The sequence below is a fragment of the Slackia sp. genome (assembly GCF_977041755.1).
In genome coordinates, this window is sequence record NZ_CDRRGL010000004.1 from 15437 (window position 1) to 30980 (window position 15544).

Annotated in this window: 13 protein-coding genes; 11 read left to right on the forward strand and 2 right to left on the reverse strand. The window is 59.0% G+C overall.

What is annotated here, in order from left to right; genetic code table 11:
• Positions 1 to 51: 51 nt before the first annotated feature.
• From ACWI8T_RS00860 to purB, 4 genes are all read left to right on the forward strand, one after another.
• Positions 52 to 792, forward strand: coding sequence for a hypothetical protein (locus ACWI8T_RS00860; RefSeq protein WP_281668615.1), 741 nt, complete (start codon positions 52 to 54; stop codon positions 790 to 792).
• Positions 793 to 830: 38 nt separating this feature from the next.
• Positions 831 to 1493 carry a potassium channel family protein gene (locus ACWI8T_RS00865; protein ID WP_114615283.1) on the forward strand — a complete coding sequence of 221 codons (663 nt, stop codon included), beginning with the start codon at positions 831 to 833 and terminating at the stop codon, positions 1491 to 1493.
• A 6-nt stretch (positions 1494 to 1499) separates the two neighbouring features.
• Positions 1500 to 2180, forward strand: a complete 681-nt coding sequence (locus ACWI8T_RS00870; RefSeq protein ID WP_288485160.1) for a potassium channel family protein — start codon at positions 1500 to 1502, stop codon at positions 2178 to 2180.
• Positions 2181 to 2556: 376 nt separating this feature from the next.
• The gene (gene purB, locus ACWI8T_RS00875) at positions 2557 to 3900 is read left to right on the forward strand and encodes an adenylosuccinate lyase (protein ID WP_449137589.1); all 1344 of its coding nucleotides are present in this window, start codon (positions 2557 to 2559) and stop codon (positions 3898 to 3900) included.
• Positions 3901 to 4259: 359 nt separating this feature from the next.
• Here purB and ACWI8T_RS00880 read toward each other — a convergent pair whose 3' ends face one another.
• The gene (locus ACWI8T_RS00880) at positions 4260 to 5576 is read right to left on the reverse strand and encodes a hypothetical protein (protein ID WP_449137590.1); all 1317 of its coding nucleotides are present in this window, start codon (positions 5574 to 5576) and stop codon (positions 4260 to 4262) included.
• Positions 5577 to 5931: 355 nt separating this feature from the next.
• Between ACWI8T_RS00880 and ACWI8T_RS00885 the strand changes: the two genes are divergently transcribed.
• From ACWI8T_RS00885 to ACWI8T_RS00900, 4 genes are all read left to right on the forward strand, one after another.
• Positions 5932 to 6636, forward strand: coding sequence for a response regulator transcription factor (locus ACWI8T_RS00885; protein ID WP_114615287.1), 705 nt, complete (start codon positions 5932 to 5934; stop codon positions 6634 to 6636).
• A gap of 57 nt (positions 6637 to 6693) precedes the next feature.
• A complete protein-coding gene (locus ACWI8T_RS00890) occupies positions 6694 to 8301 on the forward strand; it encodes an ATP-binding protein (protein ID WP_449137591.1) in 1608 nt (535 codons plus the stop codon).
• 3 nt (positions 8302 to 8304) lie between these two features.
• Positions 8305 to 9177: a phosphoribosylaminoimidazolesuccinocarboxamide synthase gene (locus ACWI8T_RS00895; protein ID WP_114615289.1), complete on the forward strand. Its 873-nt coding sequence runs from the start codon at positions 8305 to 8307 to the stop codon at positions 9175 to 9177.
• 274 nt (positions 9178 to 9451) lie between these two features.
• Entirely contained in the window at positions 9452 to 10060 is a 609-nt protein-coding gene (locus ACWI8T_RS00900; RefSeq protein WP_418950214.1) for a hypothetical protein, read from the forward strand.
• A gap of 179 nt (positions 10061 to 10239) precedes the next feature.
• Here the strand turns inward: ACWI8T_RS00900 and ACWI8T_RS00905 are convergent, their stop codons facing one another.
• Positions 10240 to 11601, reverse strand: a complete 1362-nt coding sequence (locus ACWI8T_RS00905) for a class I SAM-dependent rRNA methyltransferase (protein ID WP_449137592.1) — start codon at positions 11599 to 11601, stop codon at positions 10240 to 10242.
• A gap of 176 nt (positions 11602 to 11777) precedes the next feature.
• On the opposite strand from ACWI8T_RS00905, the gene ACWI8T_RS00910 reads away from it, so the two are divergent.
• The 3 genes from ACWI8T_RS00910 (at position 11778) to ACWI8T_RS00920 (ending at position 15466) form a co-directional block, all read left to right on the forward strand.
• Positions 11778 to 13079, forward strand: a complete 1302-nt coding sequence (locus tag ACWI8T_RS00910) for a glycosyltransferase (protein ID WP_281668610.1) — start codon at positions 11778 to 11780, stop codon at positions 13077 to 13079.
• Between the two features lie 20 nt (positions 13080 to 13099).
• The gene (locus ACWI8T_RS00915) at positions 13100 to 14041 is read left to right on the forward strand and encodes a sulfite exporter TauE/SafE family protein (RefSeq protein WP_449137593.1); all 942 of its coding nucleotides are present in this window, start codon (positions 13100 to 13102) and stop codon (positions 14039 to 14041) included.
• Between the two features lie 129 nt (positions 14042 to 14170).
• A complete protein-coding gene (locus tag ACWI8T_RS00920; RefSeq protein ID WP_449137594.1) occupies positions 14171 to 15466 on the forward strand; it encodes a histidine kinase in 1296 nt (431 codons plus the stop codon).
• Positions 15467 to 15544: the final 78 nt, after the last annotated feature.

Here is a 15544-nt window from a genome sequence, read left to right on the forward strand (position 1 = left end):
GATTCGCCGCATGAGGTTTGGGCGGCGCGCATCTTGAACATTGGAGGCCGAGTGGCTCGTATCGCTGAAAAACGCGGCAATAGGCACGCGTTCGCAGCGGCGTTCATCGCCGTGGCGGTTGTCGCCCTTGTTGCTGCGGGGTTCACGGTCATCACCCTTGAGCCCGCCGTGGCATCCCATGACGTGGACAACTCCACGCTTGGCATCGGCGAGGCACGCAATACCGTTTCCGACGATGAGGCATTCGCTTCTTCCGAAGGCGATTCCAACGCGCAGGAGCGCATTAGCGATTCAAATTCGCTTACGAAAACCGCGTCGCGCACCATCACGGTGAAAGACCCCGATCCGGTTATCGCGCTTGCCGCATATGACGCCCTGAATTCGTCTACCGCCGAGGCCGCGTTGGCCTTGGGAACCACCAATCCGCTGCCCACTGCACCGCGCATTCTCCCTGATGAGTCTGACGGCTGGTCGTACGGCATGGCTTCGGCGTACAGCCGCTCTGACAACGACGACGGTTCGGGCAACTTCTGCACCGATGCCACCGCGTCGGGCCGCCTGCTTTCTGAAAACGAGCTCACGGTGGCCGTTCCCCAGTCGCAGTCGAATCTGCTTGGGCACGCGGTTGCCATTCGCTACGGCGAAACCATCATTGTCGCAACGGTGACCGATACGGGCGGCTTCGAGAAATATGGGCGAGCCCTCGATTTGGCGCCGGGCTGCTGGAAAGCCCTTGGTGCAAGCCAAATCGGCGACTGGGGCGTCAAGCCTGTTTACTACAAATTCCTCTAACGCGCCGTTGACCTCGGCGTAGGCCGAAAGGCAGGAGTATGGCGAATATCATCATCGTTGGCTGCGGGCGTGTTGGCTCTCAGCTTGCAACGTTGCTTTCCCAGGGCGACGGCAACGTGTGCGTCGTTGACCGCAATGCCGCGGCGTTCTCGAATCTCGATCGCAATTTCAATGGCAACACCCTGCAGGGCGTAGGCTTCGACGAGGATGTTCTTGTGCGCGCGGGCGTGGAGGAGGCCGACGTTGTGGCTGCTGTTACGCAGTCGGACAACTCGAACCTCATGGTGATCGAGGTCGCTCGCCGTATTTTTCACGTGCCTCATGTTATCGCGCGACTTTACAACCCCGCGCGCGAGCGAGCCTATATGCAGTTGGGCCTCGACTATGTGTGCGGAACCTCGCTCGTTGCTGAGGAAATCTTCTCGAAAATCATGTCAGGCCACGGAAGCCATCTCGATACGTTCGGCGACTTTGAGGTGCTTCGCTTCTCCATCGACCTGTCTATGACGCCCCGCGGTCGCGTGAAAGTGGGCGACCTCGAACGCAACCACGGCATTCGCATAATCGCGTTCGAGCGCCGCGACGGCTCCATGAGCTCCATTCCCACGCGCGACAGCGTGCTCTACCATGGCGACAGCGTGCTGGCATGCATTCGCCATGACCTGCTGAATTCGTTCTCGGTTTACATGATGCAAAGGTAGGCTGCGGTGTATATCGTTATTATGGGCGGCGGCAAAGTCGGCGAATACCTGGCGAGCGTTTTGTTGGGCAAGGGCCATGAAGTCGCCGTGCTCGAAAGCGACCGCGATACGGCCGACCATCTCTCCGTCGAGCTTCAGGGCGAATACCTCATCATTAACGGCGATGGCTGCGACTCCGACTTCCAGGAAGACGCGGGCATTCGTAAGGCCGACGTCTTCGTTGCCGTAACGGGCCGCGACGACGACAATCTGGTGGCGTGCGAAATCGCGACGCGCGTATTCAACGTGAATCGCTGCATCGCTCGCGTGAACAACCCCAAGAATCGTCGAATCTTTCGCGAGGTCGGCATCGAGAGCGTGTCGTCGACCATGCTTATCGCGAACATGATTGAAGAAGAAGCCCTGATGGGCGGCGTGGGCGTCGTGTCGGCCCTTTCGCGCGGCGATATCGCGCTGCTCGAAATCGCGATCCCGCAGAAGCTTCGCCACTTCAAAATGAACGACGGCGTGCCCGTCGATGTTATCGATCTGCCCGAAGGCAGCCTGCTCATTGCTGTTGATCGCCGCGAATATGGCGAGGCCGAGGTGGCGACCGACGACATGGTGCTCTACCCGGGCGATAAGGCCGTCGTGGTTGCCGAGCACGATATCGTCGACGACGTTCGCGCGGTATTCGGCGCTTTGTAGGCCACCGCTGCGCGAATCGAGTGCCGTCTGACGATTCGCATGCCTTTCTGTTCGTGTTCGGGGGGCCTGGGCGAACGCCCTGAAATGCCCGCTCGGCTACCGGCCGCTTCGCGGCCTATGCGCCGAGCTCCGGTTTCCCGTTTTGGGGAGAAGTGAGAAACCGAGCATTTCCAGTCGTTCGCCCAGGGCCCCCGAACACGAACGCTTGTCTTTTCCACCTCCGGAGCGGCCGCCCCGGCGCCTTCTGCGTGTGAGCGGTTGTCTTTTTCGCCTCTAGGGTGTTCGCGCTTCGACTTTATCGCGATTCCGCGAGTTTGCGCCCCCGCTGTACCATTGGCCGTATAATAGCCTGGTCAATTCGCCTGAAAGGACCAGTATGATTTCTCGCTACACGCGCCCGGCCATGGGCGCCATTTGGGAGCTTGAGAACAAGTTCAACATTTGGAAGGAAATCGAGCTGCTCGCATGCGAGGCCCAGGCCGAGCTGGGGCAGTGCGGCATCACCAAGGAAGACGCAAAGTGGATTCGTGACCATGCGAACTTCACCGTCGACCGCGTTTCCGAGATCGAGGCCGTGACGAACCACGACGTTATCGCGTTCCTCACGAACATGGCCGAGTATATCGATGCCGATATTCCCGAAGGCGAAGAAAAGCCCAGCCGTTGGGTGCACTATGGCATGACCTCTTCCGACTTGGGCGACACCGCGCTGTCATACCAAATTACCCAGGCGCTCGACATTATTTTGGCCGACGTGAAGCAACTCGGCGAAACCTGCAAGCGTCGCGCGTTTGAATTCCAGGACACCCTGTGCGTGGGTCGTACCCACGGCATTCATGCTGAGCCCATGGTGTTCGGCATGAAGTTCGGCAGCTGGGCTTGGGCCCTCAAGCGCGCCGAGACTCGCCTGCAGCAGGCCCGCGAGGTTGCCGCAACGGGCGCCATTTCTGGCGCGGTGGGCACCTATTCGAGCATTGATCCGTTCGTTGAGCAGTACGTCTGCGAGAAAATGGGCCTGACTCCCGATCCGCTGTCTACGCAGGTGCTTGCCCGCGATCGCCATGCGCAGGTCATGTGCGCGCTTGCCGTGTGCGCCTCCACGCTCGAGAGCATCGCTTTGCAGGTGCGCCTCATGCAGGAAAGCGATGTCATCGAGGCGGAAGAGCCGTTCAAGGCTGGCCAGAAGGGCTCTTCGGCCATGCCTCACAAGCGCAACCCCATCACCGCGGAACGCGTGTGCGGCCTGGCTCGCATCGTGAAGGCGAACGCCCAGGTCGGCCTCGACGACGTGGCGCTGTGGTTCGAGCGCGACATCTCGCACTCGGGCGCTGAGCGCGTGGCTCTGGCCGATAGTTTCATTGCGCTTGACTATATGTTCGGCAAAATGCAGTGGATGCTCGATGGCCTGCAGACGTATCCCGACAAGATGGAGCACAACCTCCACCGCACGCGTGGCCTGATCTTCTCCTCGAAGGTATTGCTTGCCCTGGTGAACACGGGTATTACGCGCGAAGATGCCTATGTCATCGTGCAGCGCAATGCCATGGCCGTGTGGCATGACATCCAGAATGCGGTTGCCGGCCCCACCTATCGCGAGCGTTTGGAAGCCGACCCCGAGGCAAAGCTTTCCAAGGAAACCCTCGACGAGATTTTCAATCCGTGGGCGTTCTTGCAGCACAAGGATGAAGCCTTCAAAAAGCTTGAAGGCCTGGAATTCTAAGCCTGTTCGATTATCGCTAAGGAGCGTTCGGCGACCTGCCGGGCGCTCCTTTTCAGTATGCGGAGAAGGCGTCTTGTCCCGCGCGGAAGACTCGTCGTAGCCCGTGCGCGGAAGGCGCCGGGACGGACGCTCGGAAATGCCCGCTCGGCTACCGGCCGCTTCGCGGCCTATGCGTCGAGCTCCGGTTTCCCGTTTTAAGAGGAAATGAGAAACCGAGCGTTTCCGGTCGGCCACCCCGGCGCCTTCCGCGCATTGATGCGACTGCTGCTAGGTTTTTGAAGGCCAACATTGCACGAAAAAAGGGCGGCGCTTGAAGCGTCGCCCTTAGGCTGGTATTGGCTCGTTTGGTTGGGCGCGTCTTATGCGGTCCACACGCGTACGAGGGTATAAGCGTCGTCTTCGTTAGTGCTCATTCCCAGATACGTGACAAGGGAGTTGACATCACCTTGGCTGGCGAGGAAATCGCCGTAGTTGTCGCAATCGTCGGGACAGTCGAGCGAGAACATCTCGCGCGTGCTTAAATTCACGCCTGCGACCGTGCGAGTCGATTTCACAACGAGGTTTCCGCCGCACCATGCGGGGGCGCATAGCGGGTTGCGGTCGAAACAGAACCACTGGCCGCCCGTATCGTTGCTTACGGGAGCATACGTGCCAAGGCTCGCGAGGCCTTCGCCATAGGTGTAAATAGAGTCGAATGTGAACGAGAACCGTCCATTCACATAGGCGGCTTCGAGCGGGCGCATCGAAGCGGGCAGCGTGAGCGATTCGCGCATGGCTCCCGATTCCGCGTCGATGAGCGTGAGCTGCGAATACGAGCTGGAGGCTTGCGAGCGCGGCGAAATGCAAATGGCGTCGCCCGTGGAATAGGGCGACGTGCTCATGCGGCCATTGCTCTGCCAATCGACGCGCACGTCGCTCGACCCGAAGGCCGCCGATTTCAGCGCGGACGGCTCAGAGGTGGCGTTTCCGCTTGTTGAAGGCATTACCTGCCAAAACGCTCGCGACTTCGCAACGGTGATCGATGGCACGTCCCAGTCGCCATTGCCTGAGTCGACTTGCTTGGCGTCGCCCGCAACGCCGCGCGAAAGCGTGGCCTGGAAAACGCGCCACTCGCCCGTATAGCAATTGGATTCAATCCACACGATGCCCTGGTCGTTGCAACGCACGTCGTAAATGTCGAAGCCGCGCTCGCTGCTGTGCGGGCCGTCAAGCACGACGGTGTATTGTCCGCTGGAAAGCGAGAGAACGGCAGCCTGCGTGAGTGGGCTTGAGTTTTCGGTGGGCAGAAGGCATGCCGCATAGGTTTCGCTGTTTGCCCACACCAACGTGCCGTAGGGCATTTTGAACTCGCCGGCGAGCGAGAGCGGAGCGGAATCGAGCACGGTGCAATCGGAAATCGAGAACACCGATTCCTTATTCACGGCAAGCGCGTCAACTTCGCTGTCGGCCTTCTTTTCGTTGCTTACGGCTGAGGCGGCGGCTCCAGCGACCACCACAGCGCCAATGCCAAGGGCCCCAATGAGCAATTGGCGTCGCGTAATGGAGAGGCTTTCGCCTGCCGGCAGGGAGATGTTGATTCGTGCGTCAGGCGCTTGGGATGCTGCGGTAGGGCGCCCTGTGCCAATGCCCACATTGGGGCCAGGCGTAAAGGTCGCAGAGCCGAGGCTCTGCTTCACGGTGCCGTGCGCACTGCGTCCCGCTTTGCCGCGAACCGTCGAGATGCCATGGCGAGGTGCCCTTGTTGCTTGGTTGCGCGCCGACGGACGTGCTGTTGCGCCGCGCGACGTGCGGGTTGCGCGCGTATTTTGGGCATGCGGACGCCTGCTGCGCTGCGAAGCGCCGCGTGCGGAATGTCGAGGTGTTTGGTTTCTTTGGGCCATAGGGGCTTATTATGTCGTTTTGCCAGCAAATGGCCCACGGTTGCGCCTGAATCGTTACAATAAACCCAAATCGAAAATTGCGCGCGGCATGCGGCCGTACGCCGGGGTCGCGTGTCGGCCTCGAAATCAATACAGCAGGGGAGCATTCATCATGAGCAACGAAACGCGACGCATTCTCCTCGTCGAAGACGAGAAGGCAATCCGCGATGCTGTAGCCGCCTATCTCGAACGTGAGAATTACTGGGTGACTGCCGTTGGCGACGGCCAGGAAGCCCTCGAAGAATTTTCCAAGCATCATTTCGACCTGGTCGTGCTCGACCTCATGCTTCCCCGCGTGCCGGGCGAGCGCGTGTGCCGTGCCATTCGCGACAATTCCGATGTGCCTATCATCATGCTCACCGCAAAGGGCGAGGTTGAAGACCGCATCATCGGCCTCGAGCTCGGTGCCGACGACTATCTGGTGAAACCCTTCAGCCCTCGCGAGCTCGTCGCCCGCGTTCGCGCCTTGCTTCGCCGCGTGCATGCCGATTCCGAGCCTCAGCGCGAGGTGCTCGAGTTCGGCGAGCTCACGATTGACGTTTCGGGCCACAAGGTGCTCGTCAAAGGCAAGGAAGTCGACCTTACCGCCAGCGAGTTCAAGCTGCTCACCACGCTTTCCCGCTATCCCGGCCGCGTGTATTCGCGCATGGAGCTCGTCGAGAAGGTTCTCGGCTACGACTTTGAGGGCTATGAGCGCACCATCGACTCCCACGTGAAGAACCTGCGCGCCAAAATCGGCGACAATCCGCGTAATCCCAAGTGGCTGCACACCGTGCATGGCGTGGGCTATCGTTTCGAAGACCCCACCAAGCAGTAAGTCGGTTTGCGCCGGCTTGCCGGCATTGAGAAACACGGGGGCGAGATCGCAGCAATCATGGCGTCAGAACCTAAGCAAGCAAGTGGCAAGAAGCAGCGAACCGATGAACGAACCGTGCTCCAGCGCATTTATGATTGGTTCTTTGGCTTCTCGTATACCACTCGCGTAACCGTAACCTTTTCGCTCGTTGCCATCATGACCGTCGTGGTGGCAATGGGCGTTCTTTCCTATGTGTGGGAAGAGCATTTCCAGGCCTATACTCGCGAGAATGTTCAACAGCTCGCCGATACCACCGCCGCCAACATTGCGAACCGCTACGAGCGAAGCAACTCTGCAACGCTTGACGCTATTGGCGAGGGCAACAAAATGAGCTACCCGTCGCTTTCCATTAACGATGTGGAGCCGGCCGAATCGGTGCATATGCTGCAGCCGGGCATGGGCATTCAGGTTATTTCCTCTTCGACCGAAACCGTCGTGTACGACTCGTCGCGCCCCAACGGCTCTTCGTATTCATCTTCGAACAGCATTGATGAAACGGGCTCGTTTGCGCCGTCCGACGGCAAGATGGCCTCCGCGGCCATCACGCTTGGCGATGGGCAGGTTGTCGGCACCGTCCAAATTTGGGTCTATGGCAGCGATCTGCTGCTTTCGAAGGCCGATCAAGAATTCCGCATGCAAAGCTACCAGGGCATGTGCCTTGCCGCCGTGCTCTCTGTCGCGCTCGCGTCGCTTATCGGCATTGTGTTCGCTCGCGGTCTGGTGCGCCCCATTAACCGCATCACGAAAACGGCGCAGGAAATCAAAGAAGGCAATCTTTCGGCTCGTGTGAACCTCGATGGCAAAGACGAAATCGCCGAGCTCGCCAAAACGTTTGACGCCATGGCTGAAAGCGTCGAGAGCAATCAGGAGCTCGAGCGCCGCCTCACCACCGACGTGGCGCATGAGCTGCGCACGCCTCTCATGGCGATTCAGTCGACGGTCGAGGCCATTATGGATGGCGTGTTCGAGGCAGACGAAGAGCGTCTGAATACGATCGACGCCGAGGTGCAGCGCCTTTCTCGCTTGGTCGACGCCATTTTGAAGCTCTCGCGCCTTGAGAGCCGCTCGACCCCCATGAATGAGGAAGTCGTCGACGTGGGCGACATTATTCGTCCGCTCGTTATGTCGCACGAAGCGTTCGTCAACGACGCCGGCCTCACGCTCGAATATGACGCAGAGCCCGACGTCATCGTCTACGGCGACCGCGACATGCTGCGCCAGGCAACCGCGAACCTCATCTCCAACGCGGTTCGCTATACGCCGGCGCCGGGCAAGATTACCGTTTCGGTTAAGCGCGGCGATGTTATGGCCGCGATTGCCGTTCGCGATACAGGCATCGGCCTTTCCCCCGAAGAGCGTCGCATGGTGTTCAAGCGTTTTTGGCGTGCTGAGGAAAGCCGTCAGCGTCAAAGCGGCGGTTTGGGTGTAGGCTTGGCCGTTGTGAAAGAAATCGTCGACCGCCACGGCGGCTGGGTGCAGGTGGAAGGCAAGAAGGGCGAAGGCGCTTGCTTCACCATTCATGTTCCGCTTTATGACGAAGAGCGCATTAAGGCGCAAAAGGAAAAGGCCAATTCGAAAGAACGCGGCGCAAAAGCGCAGGCGGCAAAACGAAAGGGAAGGAACTAGGCTGTGAACCCCATTACCATCAAGCCCGACGCGCAGGGCAAGGTACGCGACATCTATGATCTTGGCGACACGCTGCTGTTCGTCGCGACCGACCGCATCTCGGCGTTTGACTACATCCTGGAAGACGAAATTCCCCACAAGGGCCAGGTTCTTACCCAGATCAGCTGCTTCTGGTTCGAGCTGCTCGAGGGCGTTGTCGAAAATCACCTGGTTTCTTCCGACGTGAACGATTTGCCCGAACAGTTCAAAGAGTGGAGCGACTACCTCAACGGCCGCTTCATGATCGTGAAGAAAGCCCAGATGATTCCTATCGAGTGCATCGTGCGCGGTTATCTGACCGGTTCCGGCTTCAAGGATTACCAGAAGACGGGCAGCGTATGCGGTATCGAGCTTCCTTCTGGCTTGCAGAACTCCGCCAAGCTTCCCCAGACGCTATTCACGCCTTCCACGAAGGCCGAGATTGGCGATCACGACGAGAACATCAGCTTTGAGCGCGCGGTTGAGATCGTGGGCGAGAAGGCCGCGACCGACATTCGCGACCTGTCGCTGAAGGTGTACGAGACCGCTGCGGAGCATGCACGCAAGCAGGGCATCATCATCGCCGACACGAAGTTCGAGTTTGGCGTGCTTGACGGCCGCACGATTCTGGGTGACGAGGTGCTCACTCCCGACAGCTCTCGCTTCTGGAGCGCCGACGATTACGAAGTGGGCCGTGAGCAGGCAAGCTTCGACAAACAGTTCGTGCGCAACTGGCTTAACGCCAATTGGGACCGCCAGGGCAATCCGCCGCATTTGCCGGCCGACGTTATCGAGAAGACCACCGAGAAGTACATTCAGGCATATGAGAAGCTTTCGGGCCGCACGTTCAACTTCTAGGTGGCATCCGCTTCACGATTTTGAATGCGCCACATTGCTGGTATGACGAGTGGTGCGATAACGCATGTAGGCTGCGCATGGGGAATGCCTCGAGGTGCGCCCGCGCCTTTGTTGCTCCCTTTATGCGATAAAGCTACCTGCCAATTTTGGCGTGAATGCGACGTTTTTCAACGAAACGCCAAAAGGTCCCATTGAAGGTTTGCCTTTGATGGGGCCTTTCTTTATTATTTATGCTTTGGATTTACCAAGTGTTTTCGAGAAGAAAAGTATCCATATGAGCACACGAAACCCGATGAACGACCGCTATCAGACCGACGGACCGAAGGGCCAGACCAAGAAATCTGCCTCGTCGCTCAAGCCGAAGTCGAAAGCCGCGTCGAGCGTGTACGTGAAGTCCACGCAAAAGACTCCTCAGGAAAAGAAAGCTGCGCAAAAGGCCGCTCGCCAAAAGCAGGCCGAGCTCGACCGTAAGTATTACAATCCGCCTACGGCTCAGTACAAAAAGTACAAGCGCATTTGGTGGGGCATGCTCGGCGGCGCTATCGTCTGCACGTTGGTCGCCATGGGCGCTGGCTCCTGGTGGCCCGATAACCCGAATATGACGTGGTGCTTCCTGATTCCTGCATACGCGTTGATTATCGGCGCGCTGTGGTTTGACTTCGCCAAGGTGCGCAAGGTTCGCCGCGAGTACCAAATGGAGATGCTCAAGAAACATCCCAAAGAGGCTAAAAAGCATCCCACCACGGCAGCGAAGAACAAGATCGATGCCGCTAAGGAAGCTGAGCGTGAGGCCGCGAAGGCGGAAAAGAAGCGCTTCGGCCATTCCTTCATTCGCAAGGCAAAGCCCGAAGAGGCAGCTGAAGGCGAAAAGAAATCTGAATAGCAGAAAGCCCGCTCAATCGAGCGGGCTTTTTTGTGCGGCTCCGATGGGGCGTGCCGCGCTGAGTGGCAGGCTGAAGGCTTTGCGGGGAAGCTTCGAGCCTCGTTGCGAGACGAGCTGATCGTTTCAAAACGAACGAACAAATGAGCGAACGGGCGCGTTTGTCCCTTCTTGTCCCGCCTTTACACAACCTGGAACAAGAAGAACTTGAGGTAGTCGGTTTCGGGCACGCCCCATACGATGGGATGGTCGGGCGATTGCTGGCGTTCCTCGATTTGGCGCAGCTGAACGCCGGCATCGTGCGCCGCGCTCACGAGCATTTTGCGGAAGCGGTCGGTATCCATGAAGTGCGAGCAGCTGCAAGTGGCCAAGTATCCTCCGCGCGGCAGGGCTTTCATGGCGCGGTAGTTGATCTCGTGGTAGCCACGTGTAGCCGAATCGATGGTCTTGCGGCTCTTCGTGAACGCCGGCGGGTCAAGAATGATGAAGTCGTACGGTGCTTTTTTCTGGGCCTCGATTTCGGGCAGCAAATCGAACACGTTGACGGCCTGGAAGCTCATGCGATTTTCGAAGCCGTTCAGGCGGGCATTCGATTCTGCCATGTCGACCGCGAGTTGAGAGATGTCGACGGCATGCACGTGCTCGGCTCCGCCAGCGGCAGCGTTTAGGGCGAACGAACCCGTGTGCGTAAAGCAGTCGAGCACGCGACGCCCGCGGGCGATATTGGCCACGGCGCGGCGGTTGTATTTCTGGTCGAGGAAGAAACCGGTTTTCTGGCCGTTTTCGAAATCGACATGGTAGCGCACGCCGTTTTCGGTGATTTCGGTCGTGGTGGGGCCGAATGCCGCTGCGGCTTCGTCGCTTGGCGCGAGAGGCGCGGGCACCGCCGAAAGCGCGGGCTGAGCCCCTAAGCCAGCAAAATCGTTTTCCAGGGGGAACCAGCCGCAGCTTTCCTGAAGGCCTTCGAGTTTGCGCGTTGACACGTCATTGCGCTCGTAGATGCCGCGAATGACGACGCCATCTTCAGCGAGCACCTTCACAAGCAGGGGGAACACGACGGGCTTCAGGCGTTCCATGCCGTAGGCGAGCGTTTGGGTTACGAGCACGTCGTTGAATCGGTCAACAACAAGGCCGCAAAAGCCATCGGCCTCGGAGAAAATCATGCGGCAGGCGGAAACGTCGTCGCCCATCACGGCGCGACGATGGTTCCAAGCCCAACGAATCTTGCGTTCCCAAAACGCCGAATCGAACGCGTCGTTCGCGTTGGTTGAAAGCAGGCGAATGCGAATCTTGCTTTGCTGCGAGAAAATACCTGTGCCAAGGTATGCGCCTTTGCGCGAGAGCACGTCGACGAGGGCACCGTTTTCAGGGGTGATTCCACCCGACTCGATTGATTCTTTCCACGTGCGGGCCGCTTCTTTGGGGTCGCCCGCTTCTACGATGCGCTCGACTTCCGCATCGTAGACCCAAGGGTGGCCGGCGCGGCATGCGCGTTCGCCTTTGGGCGTGATGAATGCCATAGGGTAGGGACGGTGGGTTTTCATGGGTTCTCCTTGGTTGGAGCGTGCTTGGCCGCATGGGCTGCATCGCAAGTAATACCAGGGCATTATACGTTGCGTTGGGGCGGGGCGGAACAAAGGGGTAGAATAACCGTAACTGAAATACGGCTTCGCCGAAGCGAGGACACGCACCTTGTCTCGAGCGATGGAAAAGAGTGCCCATGAACCCAGTTGTGATTATTCCCACGTTCGTGTCCGCGCGTGGGCGCGTTGAATCGGGTCCTGTTACCACGACATATGACCATACGACATCGATGTCGGCCTCGGGCGAGTTGCCCCGCTGCCTCGAATCGCTTCGGTGCGTGCGCGGGCTTGGGCATATCATTGTGCTCGTGATTGCCGAACCCGCTATCGAGAATAAGGCCGCGAGCAAAATTCGCGCCGTTGCCGAGCAATTTCCCGATTTGAATATCGCCGTGGTGGGCGCTCCCGAGATGGCGCTTGTGCGCCAGCGCATGGAGCAGCTCAACATTGGACTGCGCAACGAAGTGGGTCTTGCAGGCTATGGCGCAATGCGCAACCTGGGGCTTCTTCTTGCAGGCGCACTCGATTTCGATTCGGTGGTATTCGTCGACGATGATGTGGTGATCGACGATCCCGCGTTTCTGGAAAAGGCGATGTATGGCCTGGGCAAGCTTACGCGAAGCGGCGTGCCTATTCTTGCGAAGTCGGGCTTTTATCTGAACAAAGAAGGCGAATATCTCTCGAGCCGATCCACGAAATGGTACAACCGCTATTGGGACCAGGCTACCGCATTCAACAAGTGGATTTCCAAAGCCATGAAGGGCCCGCGCCTGTCTCGCTCGAACCATGTGTGCGGTGGTTGTTTGGCGCTTCATCGTGAGGCATTTCGTCGCGTGTCGTTCGACCCGTGGATCGCCCGCGGGGAAGATTTGGATTACATGCTCGATTTGCGCATGTACGGCAGCGATATCTGGTTCGACAACACGTGGTACATGCATCACCTTCCGCCCGAAACCAAGCGTGAAGGTCTTCGCTTCCGCCAAGACATCTTCCGTTGGCTCTACGAGTATCGCAAGGTGGAATACGGGCGAACCCAAATCGACCTGCTGCAGATCAAGCCGCAATCGTTGCTGCCATACCCGGGGCCTTTCTTGGAGCCAGGCATCACGCGCCGCATTAAGCGCACGGCGTGGCTGCGTAGCTTCGGGCGCCCCGATGGCGCTGGGTATCGTCGCGCGGCGAGAGCGGCCACGGGCGAGGCGTCTCGATATGCCGAAGCCCACTGTTCGAAGTATTTCGGCTTCCAGTCGATGTGGCCTGCGGTCATGAAGCGCATGGCGAACGACGCGATTCTCCAAAGCGTGCTTTTGAGCTCGTCGAACCGTGATGTGCGGCAAGCCGAGGCGCAACGCGCCCAGCGTGCGGCATGGGGAGCCGCCGGCGGAATCGACCCTGGCGCAACGACGGAGATTCGCCTTAATATGGGCAACGCAGAATAGGGTTTACGGGAAGTTCATTCATGGTTTCGTTCTTCATCGCCGCGCTCGTTGGCGTGGGCGTCGGCGTGCTTTCAGGGCTTTTGGGCATTGGTGGCGGCACCGTTATGGTGCCCCTGTTCCGCCTGGCTTTTGGCATGGAGCCCATTGCCGCTACGGCGACTTCGCTGTTCACCATTGTGCCAACGTCAATTTCGGGCATGTGGAAGCATGCTAAAAACAAGACGTCCCTGCCGCGGGTGGGAATCGTGTGCGGCCTGACGGGCGCGTGCCTCTCGCCCGTTGGCGTGTGGGCCGCAAACGTGTCGCCGGGTTGGGCGATTATGGGCGCAGCTGCGGTTGTCGTGATGTACTCGTCGTTCACTATGCTGAAAAAGGCGCTGGCGGCGCCAAAAGGCGGCGCAGCGAAGGGAAGTCGCAAGGCGTGCGAGAAGAAGTCGACGACGAGCGACATGGCGGCGGTGGGCGCTGCGGGGGCGACGGGCGATGCGGCAGCGGCAAGCCTCGCGGCGACGGCGCCTGTGGCAGCGGGCGGCTCGAGTGCCGCAGGGGCGCAGGCCGCTCCTCTTGAGGCGCCGGCAATCAAGCTCACCCCCAAATACGTGGCGAAGGTGGCGCTCATTGGCGTTGTTGCCGGCTTCATGAGCGGATATGTGGGCGTGGGCGGCGGTTTCATTATGGTGCCGCTGTTCGTGAGCATGCTCGGAATTCCCATGCGCTTGGCGTCGGGCACGTCGCTTACCGCGGTGTGCATTCTGGCGATTCCCGGCGTTATTGAGCAGGCTGTTTTGGGCAATATCGACTACATGGTCGGCGTTGCGATGATGGTCGGTTCTATTCCTGGCGCGATTGTCGGCGCTAACTTGGTGAAGCGCGTGCCCGAGCGTGCGTTGCGTTTTGCGTTTGCGCTATTTTTGCTGCTGATGGCCGTGCTTTTGGTCGTGAATGAAGCAAGTGTGATTTAGGGGAAGGCGATCGCGCCGACGCGTCGTGCGAATGTGGTGCATGGCGGCTCGGATTGATCTCCTTCTTCAAGAGACGTTCTCGAAATTCCGCCCATCGGGCGGCGCTGCCCAACGTATGAAAGGAACCTCATGTCCAAACCACCTCGAAATATATATGCGCGCGTGCTCGATGTCGTGCTTGCGGCGATATGCGTGCTCTCGGCCGCGGTGCTTGCGTGCGCGATGGCCTGGCCCGAAACGGTGGGCAATTTGAATGTGGTCGCGGGTATTTCGTTCACCATTTCCGTGGCACTGCTCATCTATTTGCGCCTTAATCCCGATACGGTGCGTGCTCGTCAGTCCGATACGATTCTTAAAATCGCGTCGCAAACGCTTGCGTGCTTCCAAGAGGGCTTCGACATTCCCACAGCGCAGAAGGTGTGCCATTTGCTGCTGCCCGCCATTGGGGCGCAGGCTGTGGCGATTACCGATCGTGAGTCGATTTTGGGTTATGCCGGAGACGACGAAGAAATCAGCCCAGGCGGCGCGCCCATTCGCACAAAGGCTACGCATGCCACGCTTGAAGACGGCAAGCTGCGTGTGCTGGGCACACCGCAAGAGATTGGATTCCCCGATAGCATCAAAGGCCTGCGAGCCGGCATTATCGTGCCGCTTACGCGAGGCGACGCCATTATTGGCACGCTGAAGTTTTACTATCGCCGTTCGCGCGACATCACCGAAACGCAGGTGGCGCTCGCGGAGGGCTTGGGGCAGCTGCTTTCGACGCAGATTGCCGCCGTTGAGCTGGAACAACAAACCAAGCTTGCGACCACCATGGAGCTCAAGGCGCTCCAGAGTCAAATCAACCCGCACTTCCTGTTCAATACTATCAACACCATTGCGTCGCTCGTGCGCACCGACCCCGATCGCGCACGCATGTTGCTGCGCGAGTTCGCTGTGTTTTACCGTCGTACGCTTGAGAACTCCGACGATTTGCTTGAGTTGTCGCGCGAGGTCGAGCAGACGATGCGCTACTTTACGTTCGAAGTGGCGCGATTCGGCGAAGACCGCCTTGCCATCGACGTCGATATCGAGCCGGGCCTTGAAAGCGTGATGGTACCCGCGTTCATGGTGCAGCCGCTTGTGGAAAACGCCGTGCGCCACGCCATGCCGCAAGAAGGAAAGCTCGAGATTCATATTTTGGCGTACAGCGAGGGCGATGATTTGTATATCGCCGTTTCCGACAACGGCGTGGGTATGGATGCCGAGCAGCGCCGCAAGCTTTTGCGCCCCGAAGCCTCGAAGGGCTTGGGCATCGCAATGAAGAACATCAACGAACGCTTGCGCGGTTATTTCGGCACTGAGTCGCGCATGGAGGTTGATTCGACGCCAGGCAATGGCACCCGTGTGACCATGTTCATGAAAGACGGCTTGGTGGAAGACTAGCGTTATGGCGTTTTGTCGGCGACTGGTTTTCCTGAGCTGGCGAAAGGTATGAATTTCCTGATGAACGGCATTATTCAT

Bases quoted from the DNA above. Each gene is read 5' to 3' on its own strand.
- ACWI8T_RS00865 (WP_114615283.1), top strand. From the start codon at position 831: ATGGCGAATATCATCATCGTTGGCTGCGGGCGTGTTGGCTCTCAGCTT.
- purB (WP_449137589.1), top strand. From the start codon at position 2,557: ATGATTTCTCGCTACACGCGCCCGGCCATGGGCGCCATTTGGGAGCTT.
- ACWI8T_RS00885 (WP_114615287.1), top strand. From the start codon at position 5,932: ATGAGCAACGAAACGCGACGCATTCTCCTCGTCGAAGACGAGAAGGCA.
- ACWI8T_RS00890 (WP_449137591.1), top strand. From the start codon at position 6,694: ATGGCGTCAGAACCTAAGCAAGCAAGTGGCAAGAAGCAGCGAACCGAT.
- ACWI8T_RS00900 (WP_418950214.1), top strand. From the start codon at position 9,452: ATGAGCACACGAAACCCGATGAACGACCGCTATCAGACCGACGGACCG.
- ACWI8T_RS00905 (WP_449137592.1), bottom strand. From the start codon at position 11,601: ATGAAAACCCACCGTCCCTACCCTATGGCATTCATCACGCCCAAAGGC.
- ACWI8T_RS00910 (WP_281668610.1), top strand. From the start codon at position 11,778: ATGAACCCAGTTGTGATTATTCCCACGTTCGTGTCCGCGCGTGGGCGC.
- ACWI8T_RS00915 (WP_449137593.1), top strand. From the start codon at position 13,100: ATGGTTTCGTTCTTCATCGCCGCGCTCGTTGGCGTGGGCGTCGGCGTG.
- ACWI8T_RS00920 (WP_449137594.1), top strand. From the start codon at position 14,171: ATGTCCAAACCACCTCGAAATATATATGCGCGCGTGCTCGATGTCGTG.